Source organism: Nitrospirillum amazonense, from assembly GCF_007828045.1.
GTDB classification, from domain to species: domain Bacteria; phylum Pseudomonadota; class Alphaproteobacteria; order Azospirillales; family Azospirillaceae; genus Nitrospirillum; species Nitrospirillum amazonense_C.
Genome location: NZ_VITN01000020.1, coordinates 74,532 through 87,165 on the forward strand (window position 1 = coordinate 74,532; position 12,634 = coordinate 87,165).

The 12,634-nt window shown below is 68.6% G+C and carries 7 protein-coding genes; 3 read left to right on the forward strand and 4 right to left on the reverse strand.

What is annotated here, in order from left to right; genetic code table 11:
* Positions 1 to 2: 2 nt before the first annotated feature.
* Complete coding sequence (locus FBZ89_RS24045; protein ID WP_186457543.1) at positions 3 to 1,256, forward strand: ROK family transcriptional regulator; 1,254 nt, start codon at positions 3 to 5, stop codon at positions 1,254 to 1,256.
* Here FBZ89_RS24045 and galA read toward each other — a convergent pair.
* The 3 genes from galA to FBZ89_RS24060 form a co-directional block, all read right to left on the reverse strand.
* The gene (gene galA / locus FBZ89_RS24050; protein ID WP_211115342.1) at positions 1,247 to 4,123 is read right to left on the reverse strand and encodes a beta-galactosidase GalA; all 2,877 of its coding nucleotides are present in this window, start codon (positions 4,121 to 4,123) and stop codon (positions 1,247 to 1,249) included. The two genes, FBZ89_RS24045 and galA, sit on opposite strands and share 10 nt — an antisense overlap.
* A 113-nt stretch (positions 4,124 to 4,236) precedes the next feature.
* Positions 4,237 to 5,544, reverse strand: coding sequence for an MFS transporter (locus tag FBZ89_RS24055; RefSeq protein WP_145752873.1), 1,308 nt, complete (start codon positions 5,542 to 5,544; stop codon positions 4,237 to 4,239).
* A 67-nt stretch (positions 5,545 to 5,611) separates the two neighbouring features.
* A complete protein-coding gene (locus tag FBZ89_RS24060; RefSeq protein WP_145752875.1) occupies positions 5,612 to 6,727 on the reverse strand; it encodes an ROK family transcriptional regulator in 1,116 nt (371 codons plus the stop codon).
* 221 nt (positions 6,728 to 6,948) lie between these two features.
* Between FBZ89_RS24060 and FBZ89_RS24065 the strand changes: the two genes are divergently transcribed.
* Together FBZ89_RS24065 and FBZ89_RS24070 are read left to right on the forward strand one after the other, a co-directional pair.
* Positions 6,949 to 9,732 carry a TonB-dependent receptor gene (locus FBZ89_RS24065; protein WP_246172523.1) on the forward strand — a complete coding sequence of 928 codons (2,784 nt, stop codon included), beginning with the start codon at positions 6,949 to 6,951 and terminating at the stop codon, positions 9,730 to 9,732.
* A 68-nt stretch (positions 9,733 to 9,800) separates the two neighbouring features.
* Positions 9,801 to 11,873: a phosphocholine-specific phospholipase C gene (locus tag FBZ89_RS24070; RefSeq protein ID WP_145752878.1), complete on the forward strand. Its 2,073-nt coding sequence runs from the start codon at positions 9,801 to 9,803 to the stop codon at positions 11,871 to 11,873.
* A 107-nt stretch (positions 11,874 to 11,980) separates the two neighbouring features.
* On the opposite strand, the gene trhA is transcribed toward FBZ89_RS24070, so the two are convergent.
* Positions 11,981 to 12,568 carry a PAQR family membrane homeostasis protein TrhA gene (trhA, locus tag FBZ89_RS24075; protein ID WP_246172525.1) on the reverse strand — a complete coding sequence of 196 codons (588 nt, stop codon included), beginning with the start codon at positions 12,566 to 12,568 and terminating at the stop codon, positions 11,981 to 11,983.
* Positions 12,569 to 12,634 lie beyond the last annotated feature (66 nt).

The window sequence follows — 12,634 nt, forward strand, 5'->3', positions numbered from 1 at the left end:
TCATGAGCCCATCGCCCGCACCGCCGCGCACCGCCCGCCGGGTATCCGTGGGCGAAGGCTTGTCGGGGACGACCGGCGCCCAGGCGCGGGACCACAACCAGCGCATCATCCTGCAATGCATCCGCGCCGCCGGGGCGCTGTCCCGGCCGGAAGTAGCGGCCATCACCGGATTGACCGGGCCCACGGTGGCCTATATCTGCCGGCGCCTGGTGCGGGACGATCTGTTGGTGGAACGGGACCCGCCGGTTCCCGCCCGGGGCCGGCCGGGGCGGCTGCTGTCCATCAATCCCGCCGGGGCGCTGGCCCTGGGCGCGGACATGGAGGGCGACCGGCTGACCCTGACGCTGATGAACCTGGGCGGGCGGGTCGTGGACCGCCTGACCCAGCTCATCCCGCGCCAGGCGACGCCCGCCTGGGCGGACGCCATCCAAACCGGCATCGGGGACCTGTGCGGCCCGGCGGATGCCGGTGGCATGGTGCCGATGGGGCTGGGTCTGGCCTACGCATCGGAGCCCGGCCAAGCCCTGGCGACGGAGGTGGCGCACCGGCTGGCCGCGCGGTTGCCCTATCCCGTCCACGCCGAAACCATGACGGCCGCCGCCGCCGCGGGTGACCTGCACTTCGGGCCCGGCCTGCGCGAACCCAGCTTTTTCCAGATTCTGATCGGGCGGGAGTCGAGCGGCGGCCTGGTTCTGCGGGGCCGCCCCTTCACCGGAGCCGGGGGGCATGGCAACGACATCAATCTGCTGATCCCCCATGGCGGACCGTCGGCCGCCGGGGACATGGGCCCCCAAGGCATGGGCAGCATCGTCTCCCTGCCCGGCCTGCACCGGCACATGGCGGCCCAGGGATTGGCCACCGACAGCCTGGACGGGCTATCGACCCTGTCGGAAGAGGGCAACGCCCTGGCCGCGGATTGGATCGACACCTGCGCCCGCCTGCTGGAGGGGCCCATCGTGACCATCACCTGCCTGGTGAACCCGCCCGCCATCCATCTCAGCGGCCGGCTGCCGGGCCCGTTGCTGGATCAGTTGGCCCGCGCCTTGAACCGGCGTCTGGACGACATGCCCCACCTGCCGGGCCGCGTCCGCATCGTGGTGGCGCCCGATGCCATGACCATGGGGGCCGCCACCCTGCCTTTCCTGCACCGGCTGCTGCCCCGGCATGACGTCCTGCAGAAGACCGCCGCGCAACGGGCCCAGCGGGAGGCCCAAGGGGAAGCCCAGCGCGGTACCCCGGCCAGTGGTCAGGCCTGACGCACCGCGACGTTGCGGCTGAAGCCGAACTCGGCCCCGGCCGGCGTGCGGAACAGCACGTCCAGGCGCCGGTCGCCGGCTCCGGGGGCCAGGGCCACCGTCAGCGGCCCCGGCGCCACTTCCGTCTTGCGGCCCAGCAGGCGGCCACCCTCATAGATGTCGCACGCGCCGACCAGGCTCAGAAAGGCCACGCGCCCACCCTGGCGCCCCACCTTGGCCTGCGGTGTGAAGCGGACGGAGCATAGGGTGAAGCCATCCGCCGTTTGCGGGTCGTGCGCCCAGCGGGTGCCGAAATCATCCCAACCGGCCATGTCCGCCCCTTGATAGGCCAGTGCCGCTTCCGCCGTGGCGGCAAGGGGGGCGGCGTACCACGTTTCCAAGATAAGGTCGGTGGGCGCCGTCGCCTGCCCCGCCGGGGCCGCCGCCGGCTCAATCGCCACGCGCGTGCTCGCCGGCTTGAGGCCTGGTGCCGTGGCCGCCAGCGTCAGGGGGCCGCGGCCACCCGCCAGCGTCCGCACGGTCACCTGGGCCAGGCCGTTGAACAGGGCGCGGCGGTTCCCCTTCTCGGGGGCCGCGCTGTTGGGATCGCCATTGCCCAGGCCGATGATGTCACCGCCCTCGATGGCGAAGGTGACCATGTCCTGGGCCAGGGGCACCGGCCGGCCCTGGGCGTCCACCGCCTCCACCATAACGGGCGTGGCGTCCAGCCCGTCGCCGCGCAGGCGGTTGCGATCGGGCGTCAGTCTCAGGGCAACGGCCGGGCCCGTCGTCTCCACCTGGGCGCGAGCGGTGACCTTGCCCCCGGCATAGCCCACCGCCTCCAGCCGGCCCGGGGCATAGGCCACCATCCAGTGGTTCATCTCATAGGGATCGACCGCCTGACGGCCCAGGGAGCGGCCGTTCAGAAACAGCTCCACCTCCTCCACGTTGGCGCAGGCCATGACCTTGACGGGCTGGCCCTCCCGCCCCGCCCAGTTCCAATGCGGCAGCAGGGCCAGCACGGGCCGGTCCGTCACCCACTGGGCCTGGTGGATGTGGAAGGCCGCCTTGGCGAAGCCGCACAGATCCATGATGCCGTAGAAGGAGGAATTGGAAGGCCAGCCCCAGGGCGACGGCTCCCCATGATAGTCGAAGCCCGTCCAGACGAAGCCGCCGGCGATGAAGTCGCGCGTCGCGATCGCCTTCCAGGCGGCGCGATGGGTGTTCCAGTCCTTCACCGGGTCGTCGTAGCCGGCAATGGTGCGGCTATCCTTGTCCGTCACATAGGCGCCACGGGTACTGAAGGCGCTGGTGTCCTCCGACGAGATCAGCGGCACGTCGGGATGTGCGGCATGGAAGGCGTCGTACTTGTCCTGCTGGTAGTTGAAGCCGACCACGTCCACCGCCTGGGACACGTTCACCGGGGTGAATAGGCCGCCGTTCATGGCCGCCGTCACCGGGCGGGTAGTGTCCAGCGCCTTCACCGCGTGGGCCATGCGCCGCACCATCTCATACCCGGCGGCCGACCCCTGCATCGGTTCCTCGTTGAACACCGACCAGAGGATGACGGAGGGATGGTTGCGGTCACGCCGCACCATCCATTCCAGCTGGGCCAGGGTGTCGGGCGACGGGTTGAACTGCCGGTTCTCATCCATCACCAGCAGACCGTGGCGGTCACACAAGTCCAACACCACGGCCGATGGCGCATTATGGGTGCAGCGGATGGCGTTGCAGCCCAGTTCCTTCAGCCGGCGGATGCGGTAGTCCCACAGCGCGTCGGGTATGGCGGTGCCGACGCCGGCATGGTCCTGGTGCACGCACACGCCCTTGATCTTGAGTGGCCGGCCGTTGAGGAAGAAGCCCTTGTCCTTGTCGAACCGGGTGGTGCGAAAGCCGCAGGTGGTGGTGACCGCGTCCACGCACCGGTCCCCCGCCATCAACCGTGTCTGGACGCGATAAAGGGCGGGTGCCTCCACGCTCCATAGCCGGGGATTGGCAACGGCCAGATCCAGCCGGGCCACGCTCTGGTCGAGGGACGGGATGATCACCGGCGCCTGGCCGCTGGCCACCACCCGGCCTTCGGCATCCTCCAGGGTGCTCATCACGGTCATGGCGGCCGTGGTCTTGCCGCTGTTGTAGGCGGTGACCTCCACCGGCAGCACCCAACCATCGCCCGCCGGCACCGGATGGGCATAGACCCCATCGGTGATGATGTGGACGGGATCGCGCTTCACGATGCGAACGGAGCGGTACAGGCCGCCGCCCTCGTACCACCAGCCTTCCATGGCATGGGCGTCCACGCGGATGGCCAGGGTGTTCAGATCGTCGCCAAAGGTGGCAAAGGGCGTCAGATCGATGGTGATGCCGTTGTAGCCGCTCCAGTTCCGGTCCACGACCGTGCCGTTGAACCAAATGGTGGCATGGGTGGCGATGCCGTCGATCTGCAGCTCGATATGGCGGTCCTGGTCGGCCGGGTCGAAGCGCAGGGCGGTGCGGTACCAAGCGATGCCCCGCCGGCGGTAGCCCTGGGCCCGGTTGGCATCGGCCTCGATGGGCTGGAAACTGACGAAATCATGCGGCAGACGCACGTCGGCCCAGTCGGAATCATCGAAGCCGGGGGCGGCCGCCCCCCAGGCCTTGCCCGCCTTGGCGTTATCGTAGGAATCGTCCTGGCTGAGGATCTCGGGGAACGGGACGTCGCCCTCGAAGAAGCGCCACCCCTGGTCCAGCGCCAACACCTCGCGGGAGGAAGCGGCGGGCCGTGCCGCCCCGGCGGTCGCCGCGAAGGCCCGCGCGGTGGTGAGGGGACCGTATCCGGCCGCCGTCACGGCCACGCCGCCGCCCGCCTTCAACACCTGCCGCCGGCTAATGCCCCCGTCGCTGACCACCACCGCGCCCTCCCCCCGCTGATTTGCTTGGTGGATGCTAACGGGCGGCTTCCGGAGTCGCAATGACTATTTCATATTTATATTATTTGGAAATTCCATTCCATGCAGCAGCGTCATGTCAGGCGCAGGCGGGGGGTGAGCACGAGGCAAAGCATGGCACCCAGGGAAGGCAGGATGGTCATGGGCAGGATCAGGCCCAAGGCGGAAACGACCGTCTGGCGATCCCCGGTCCGCCACACCAGGATCTCGCTGACCATCAGGATGGCGACGGCACACGCCACCTTGATGCACAAGGTCAGCAGGCTAAACACCTGTGTTGGCGCCAGGCGATGGCCCGACATCGCGGGCGACGCGGCACAGGCCCCCGCCGCCGCCCATAACAGCATGCTCATGCCCCCCAGGCCCGTTCCCAGCAAACCGGCGGCGGCGGCGGTGAGCGGCAGGCTGTGGGCGCCGAAGACCAGAAAGGCCAACGCCCCGGTGATGGCCGCCGCCGCCGAGGCGCGAAACGCGGCCGACGGGTTGTGCCGGTCCACCACCAGGGTCCACAGCGGCTGCCCCACCAGCCCACCAATGGCCACGCAGGCCATGACGGTTCCCCGCGCCAGGGAAGAGGTGAGGACGGTGGCGGCGAAATAAGGCTCCAGCCGCGTGAACACCGAGGCCGTCCCAGACAGGACGAACTCCGCCGCCAGCACGGCGGCCAGAGCCATGGGGAAGCGAAATTGCGACAGGAAAGGGCGCGTCATCGCCGGCACCGAAGGTTCAAGGACTAGGCCGCGACGCGCAGCCCACCAGAACCAGCCGGCGCTGGCCATGCCCATCCCCCACAGAACCAGGGCGAAGACGGCGAAGGCGCGCGCCTGCTCCGGCCCGCTCCGCGCCAGCAGCAGCGGCGCCGCCACCGCGATGGACAGGGTGGCGAGACCGGCGCCGACGAAGCGCAAGGCCGACAGGGCGGTGCGCGCCCTGTCACCGGCGACCATGCCCAGCACGGCGTTCTGCGGCACGTCGTACAGGGCGTAGGTCAGGCGGAACAGCAACCCCGTGCCCAGCGCGTACAGGATGCGCCAACCGGCGGGCACCAGCCCTGTGGCCAGGAACAGCAACAGGGCCGCCCCCGCCAAGACGCTGCCCAGGAAGTGCAGGCGGGCGGCCGCCGGAACGGTCGCCGCCCGGCGCCGCAGCATATGTCCCATCACCATGTCGGTGGCGCCGTTGATCACCAGCGACACCGCCAGCACCGCCCCCATGGCGCGGGGCGGCAGGCCGCACGCCTCGGTCAGGAAATAGGCGAACAGCAGTTCGCTGCTGTACCAGATCAGGCTCTTGCCATAATGGCCGACGCTGTAGGCGCGCCAGACGGCCACCCGCAGCATCCGTGCCCATTCCGGGCCGCCATTCCCATCCATGCTGGACATCCGGCCCACCCGGCATTGTTCGGGCGGCACACTAGCCTGCGCGCCATTGCGGCTTTATGACAGGATGTCAGGCAAAGAACGCCTCGCGCAGGGGCATGACGGCGGCGCCCAGCGCGACCGGATCGCCGGGCGCCTCGGCCATCACCACGGCGGGAAGCGGGGGCGGATAGCCCCGGCGGTTGGTCGGCACCGGCACGACGATACGGTCGGCCAGGGCCCGGGCGATGGACGGGGGCAGCCGGCCGCCGATGACGATGAGGCCGGGATCCATGCTGTAGGCCAGAAGCCCGCACAGCATGGCGAAGGACGGTTGCGCCTGGTCCAGCCAATCCGCCACGCCATCCCAGCCCACGTCGATGGCCTGCACCATTTCCTCCACCGTCGCGAAAACGTGACCGTGATTCTTCAGGCAGGTCTGCAGCAGGTCCAGGTTGGCATAGGTCACGCCGGCCAGCGTCCAGATGCCGCCGAACTCCCCCGCGTTGCCGTTCTGGCCCCGGAAGGGTTTGCCATCGGCGATGATGCCGCCGCCGAAGCCGTTGGTCAGGTGCAGGTAGGCGAAGTTGCGGCAGCGCCGGCCCACGCCGAACAGGCTTTCGGCGATGGCGGCCACCGTGCCGTCATTGTCCACCCGCACCGGCAGGCGCAGCGCCCCTTCCAGAATGGGCTCGATCTCCACCATCGCCCAATCGTCCAGGTAGGCCGGCGGATTGAACAACCGCCCCCGCCCCACGTAAAAGGCGGAAATGCCCACGCCCACACCCACCAGGCGCCGGGGATCGATACCTGTCTCCTCCTCCAATTCCCGGCGGAAGGCCCGCAACCGCTCCAGCACCACCGGCCGCGCCATGGTGGGCATGGCGGCGCGCCGCTGCCCCCGCACCCTGCCGGTGAAATCCATCAGGGTCATGGACACGGCGTCGCCCAGCAGCGACACGCCCAGGGCATAGGCGAAATCGGGGTTGAGGGAGACGTGGACGCTGGGGTGGCCCGGCCTGTCCGCCTGCCGCGCCGCCGTGCGCACCAGCCCGTCCTGGTGGAACCCCTGCAGCAGCCGCGTCACCGTCGGTTGCGACAGATCCAGCGACCGCGTCAGCTCCGCCTGGCTCAAGCCCCCGCTTTTCAACAGCAGGTCCAGAATGCGCCGCCCGCCCTCGCTGACGGGCCGGGCGACGGAAACCATGGGAAGGGCGGGATCTGAATCGGGGAACATCCGCATGAGAACAGGCAGCCGGTAACGGTGAGGACAGCGTCATAGAGACACAAGCCCACGCCGTCATCAAGGCGTCATACATTCTGTATAGTATGCATGCTGCATACATTTAACGCGCCATAGGCGCCTGCGGTTCCATCCGCGGTTCAAGGGCCGGAACAGGCCAGGGGAAAGAAATGAGGTTGGGGATCATGCTCTGTGACAAACGCCGCCGGCGCATGCTGATGGGGTCCGCGCTGTCCTGGGGGCTCCTGCACGCGGCAACCGCCTGGGCGCAGCCGGCCGCGGGCGCGGAAACGGCCGCACCCGTCAATACCGCCGACAGCCCGGAAGAGATCATCGTGACCGGCGTGCGCCGGTCCAACGCCAAGGCCATCGACACCAAGCTGAACACGCCCGGCGTCACCGACGTCATCAGCGCCGACGACGCCCAGGCCCTGCCGGACCGCACCATCGTCGAGGCGCTGCGGCGCGTGCCCGGCCTGTCCGTCCTGCCGGCCACCGACAACGAGCACCCGCGTGATGAGGCCGCGACACCCGTCATCCGCGGCCTGGGCCCCGCCTACAACAACGTGACCATCGACGGCGTGCCCATCGCCAGTCCCGGCACGCCCAACGGCAACCTGGGCTCCATGGGGCGCGGCGTGCGGCTGGACATCCTGCCCACCTCCATGATCAGCGAACTGCAGGTGACCAAGACCTTCACCGCCGATCTCGACCCCAACGCTGTGGGCGGCGCCATCAACCTGAAGACGCGCAGCGCCTTCGACAATGGCGGCCGCCCCTTCTTCACGGCCGAGGGCGCGCTGGGCATGGCCAACGACCACGGCCAGCCGCGCAGCCAGGACCCGCTGGGCCGGCGCATCAGCGGCACGGGCAGCATGACCTTCGGGCCCGACCATATGTTCGGCGTGGTGGTGTCGGCCAACTACCAGAAGCTGGACAGCTTCACCGACACCCACATGACGACGGACACCGTCCACTACGACTTCTACAACAGCGCCGGCGTCCTGCAGAAAAACAACAACCTGGGCAACGGCATCGCGGTGCCGCAGCAGGACAAGTACTGGTATGTGGAAGACAGCCGGCAACGCGTGGGCGCCACCACCAAACTGGAAGTCCAACCCACGGACACGCTTTATGGCTTCCTAACGCTGGGCCATTACCGCTTCGTCGACACGATGGACCGCAACGAGGTCATCCTCGATCCCCGCAACACGGGCACTGTGTACAATCAGACCGCCACGTCAGGCAGCTATCCCGGCGGCGATGTGGAGGTGGGGTATGAGCACGCCAACATCATCACCACCACCAATCTGGCACAGGCCGGGCTGGATTGGCGCCCTGCGACCAATCAGGTGCTGTCCGTCCGGGGCGATATCTCGCGTTCCACTTACCGCGAGCCCCTGGACATGGTGAAGTACATGACCGGGCTGAGCTATCCGGCCCCGGGCAGCGCCGGCGCCATCACCACCAACGCGGCCAAGCCCGCCTATGGCTTCACCTACGACACAAGCCAGTTGAACCAGCAGTTCGCCATGGCGCCCAGCGCCTATTACAACCTGTCGAACTATAGCGGGCTGTACTGGCGCCAGGGCAAGCGCTCGGCCGATGACGACATCAAGAACACCCGCGCCGACTATCGCTACAACATGGGGGCCAAGGACCAGGGCCTGGGCTTCGCCGTCGGCGCCAGCTTCACCGACGACCGGCCCGATTACAACGTCTGGCGTTACGACTGGGAGCCGAACAACACCGCCGGCAGCCTGTTGCTGGTCAACGCCGCCGGGCCGGCCGGCGCGCCCATGAAATATTCCAACGGCCTGAACCTGCTGACCATCGACCCGGCCAAGGCCTGGGCCGCGTTCAACGCCAACCCGTCCTGGTTCAACCTGACCGACCAGTCATCCTACAACAATCAGGACAACTTCAAGCACACGGAACAGACGGTGGGCGCCTATGCCACCGTCGCCTATGCCCTGGACGATTTCCACGCCCAGGTGGGCCTGCACAACGACAGCACCGACCAGGATACCGTCAGCCGGGCCAAAATCTCCGGCGCGTGGACGGACCTGAAGACCAGTTCCAGCTATGACTACCTGCTGCCCTCCGCCCTGGCCAGCTACGACATCAGCCACGACATGGACGTCCGCGTGGGCGCCAGCCAGACCATAGGCCGGCCCAGCTACGACAGCTACGCCGCGCGCACCTCCATCAGCTTCACCAACGCGTCCGACCTGGGCAACCCTAATGCCACCGGCGTGTCGGTCACCGTCGGCAACCCCAACATCAAGCCGCGCCTATCCACCAACGTCGACCTGGCCTTCGACTACAAGCTGCCCAACGAGGGCGGCGGCCTGCTGTCGCTGGCCCTGTTCAACAAGGACATCAAGGACGAAATCTTCACGGCCAGTTCCATCGGCTACACCTACCAGGGTGTCACCTACAGCAACGCCGTGGTCTCGACCCCGCAGAACGCCAGCAACGCCTCCATCCGGGGCGTGGAGCTGAACGCCATCGTCAACTCGCTGGAATGGATCCATCCGTGGCTGCGCGACTTCGGCGTCAGCGGCAACTGGTCCTTCATGGAAGGGGAACTGTCGGTGCTGCAATCCAGCGGCGCCACCCGCACGCTGAGCCGCCTGGTGGGCCAGCCCAACCAGACGCGCAACCTCCAGGTCTTCTACAGCGACAGCGATTTCGAGGTGCGCCTGGCCTACAACCGCCAGGGCAAGGCCTTGCGGTCCATCGCGCCCGACATCGCTTGGCAGGACCTGTACTGGGCCCCGCGCGAACAGTTGGACCTGCAGGCCAGCTACAAGGTGCGCGATAGCGTCACCCTGTTCGGCGAGGCCAGCAACCTCACCCACAGCCGCCTCACCAGCCTGGTCGGCCCCAACCAGAACCTGCTGAAGGACAGCTACTCCGTCCCCACCGTGTTCTGGGTGGGCGTGCGGTTCACGCCGGACCTGTGACGGACCGGAAGCCCCGGGGGCAACGTCCCCGGGGCATCTTTCCACCTTATCGACGCGAGACCACCCCCGTGCGGTTCACCCGACGCCATCTTCTCTCCGCCGGCGGCGCCGCCGCCCTGCTGGCCCCCATCCGGCGGGCGCTGGCCCTGTCACCGCCCCCCACCGGCGGCGGCTTGGACGACATCCGCCATGTCGTCATCCTCATGCAGGAAAACCGCTCCTTCGATCACTATTTCGGGACGTTGCGCGGCGTGCGCGGCTTCCACGACCGGGCGACCGCGCCCGGCAGCGACGGCGACATCTGGCGCCAGGCGGACGGCCAGGGCGGCCATGTGCGCCCCTTCCCCCTGGATGGCGCCGCGACCGCCGCGCAGAACATCGCCTCCCTGCCCCATTCCTGGGTGGACGGGCATGCCGCCTGGAACGGGGGCCGCAACGACAACTGGGTGCCGGCCAAGGGGGCGCTGACCATGGCGCATTACACCCGCGCCGATATCCCCTTTCACTGCGCCCTGGCAGACGCCTTCACCATCTGTGACGCCTTCTTCTGCTCCACGCCCAGCGCCACCAATCCCAACCGCATCCATCTGATGACGGGCACCCCCGACCCCTTCGGCAGGGCGGGCGGTCCGGTGCTGAAACAGCCGGCGGAGGGACCGGACTTCCAGCCGCTGAACGGCCCGCCCTTCTCCTGGACCACGTACCCTGAGCGCCTGGAACAGGCCGGCATCTCCTGGTGCGTCTATCAGGGGGTGGATGCGGACGGCCCCTTCACCATCGACGTCCAGGACATGATCCGGCCGCGGCATCGCCCGGCATTGGACGAGAATGACGGTGTCAGCTGCTTCAATTCCCTGCGCTTCTTCACGCAGTTCGCCCACGCCCCGGTGGGGTCACCGCTGCACGCCAAGGCGATGACCCGCCGGCCACCCAGCGTCTTCGCCGCCGATGCCAAGGCGGGCCGCCTGCCGGCCGTCTCCTGGCTGATGCCGCCGCACAACCACTCCGAACATCCGCGCTATGCCCCGCTGGACGGCGCCGCCTACATCGCCACGGTGCTGGAAGCGCTGACCGCCAATCCGGAAACGTGGCGCCACACCGCGCTGTTCGTGCTGTACGATGAGAACGACGGCTTCTTCGACCATGTGCTGCCGCCGGCCCCGCCGACGGGTCCGGGCGGCGGCCTGTCGAACGTGGACTTGGCCGGCGAGATCAACGCCGGCGATGGCCAGCCCTTCGGCCTGGGGGCCCGGGTGCCCATGATCGTCGTTTCCCCATGGACCACGGGCGGCGCCGTCTGCTCGGAAGTGTTCGACCACACCTCGGTCCTGCGCTTCCTGGAGGCGCGTTTCGGGGTGGCGGAGCCCAACATCAGCCCCTGGCGCCGGGCGGTGTGCGGCGACCTGACCAGCGCCTTCGACTTCGCGCAGGCGCCACAGGCGCCGGTGGCTCTGCCGGACACGCGCGGCTATCGCGCCGAGGTGGAGGCGCAGGCCCACCGGCCGGAACCGAAACTTCGCCGCCATGACACGCCGTTACCGCAGGAACCCGGCCAGCGCCCGCTGCGGCCCATGCCGTATGACTTGGCGGTGGATCTGGTCGCGGCGCCGGGACGGCCTGCCTCCCTGGTCTTCCACAACCGGGGCCGGGCCGCCACCGTCTTTCACGTCTTCGATCGCCTGACACCCGGTGCCGGCCCGGCGCGGCACACGGTGGCCCCGGGCACCAGCCTGCCCACGCCAGTGCCGCTCATGGCCGGACAGGGATGCGATGTGCTGGTGCTGGGCCCCAACGGCTTCCTACGCCAGCTCACGGTCGGACCGGACATGGCTGGCCGCTTGTCGCTGTCGGCCACGCCCGACGCGGCCGACCTGACGCTGGCCCTGACAGTGCGTAACCATGGTGACGAGACGGTGCGATGGCACCTCGCTGACAGCGTCTACGGGGCGGCGCCCGTCTCGGCGACAGTCGCGGCCGGGGCGTCCAATGTGCTGTCCTGGCCCACCGCTGCCAATGACGGATGGTACGACGCGACGCTGACCCTGGCGGGGCCCGGGGGGCAGTTGAACTGGCGCCTGGCTGGCCATATCGAAACCGGCCGGGCCAGCCGGTCCGATCCGGCGTGGGGGGTGTCGAGTTGAAAGGCTGGTGCGCCCTGCCCCCCAGCATGATGATCGCCTCCCGCACGGGTGGGGACAGCGCGGCGCTGGGGGCCGCCACCCCGCCCTTCCGGCACCACTTCTTCTGATCACGGAAACTCGTTTCCGATAGCCACGTAATGGAAGGAAGCGGCCACCAGCACCATGAGGTGCCACAGGACGTTGTGATAGCGCACGCGGTGCGCCAGATAGACACCGACGCCCAGCGTATAGGTCAGCGCGCCGGCGGCGATCCATGGCCCCGTGTCCGCCAGCAGGCGGCCGGACAGAGCCGGTATCATGGGTAGGCCGATCCATCCCAGGCCGACATAGAGGGCCAATCCCAACCGTTCATAGCGGCGGGGCCACAGCAGTTTCAGCAGGATTCCCGCCGTGGCGATGGCCCAGACAACGATGAGGGCGACGGTGGCCGTCTCCCCCGGCAGGCGCGTCAGCAACGGCGTATAGGTGCCCGCGATGGCGGCGTAGATGCAGGCATGGTCCAGTCGACGCAGGCGTTCCTTGAGTTTCCGTCCGAAACTCAAATTGTAGGCTGCGGACGCCGTCAGCATTCCCGCCATGGCGATGGCGTAGATGGCCACGGCCACCAGGCTGCTGGTCTTCAGGGAATTTGATCGCGACAGGACCAGCCAGACACCTCCCGACCATCCGGCCGTCACCCCCAGCAGGTGGACCACGGCATCCGCGGCGTACTCTCCACGGCTGTAACCAGGGTGACGGGGATGGTCGGGGTGGGTATCGAT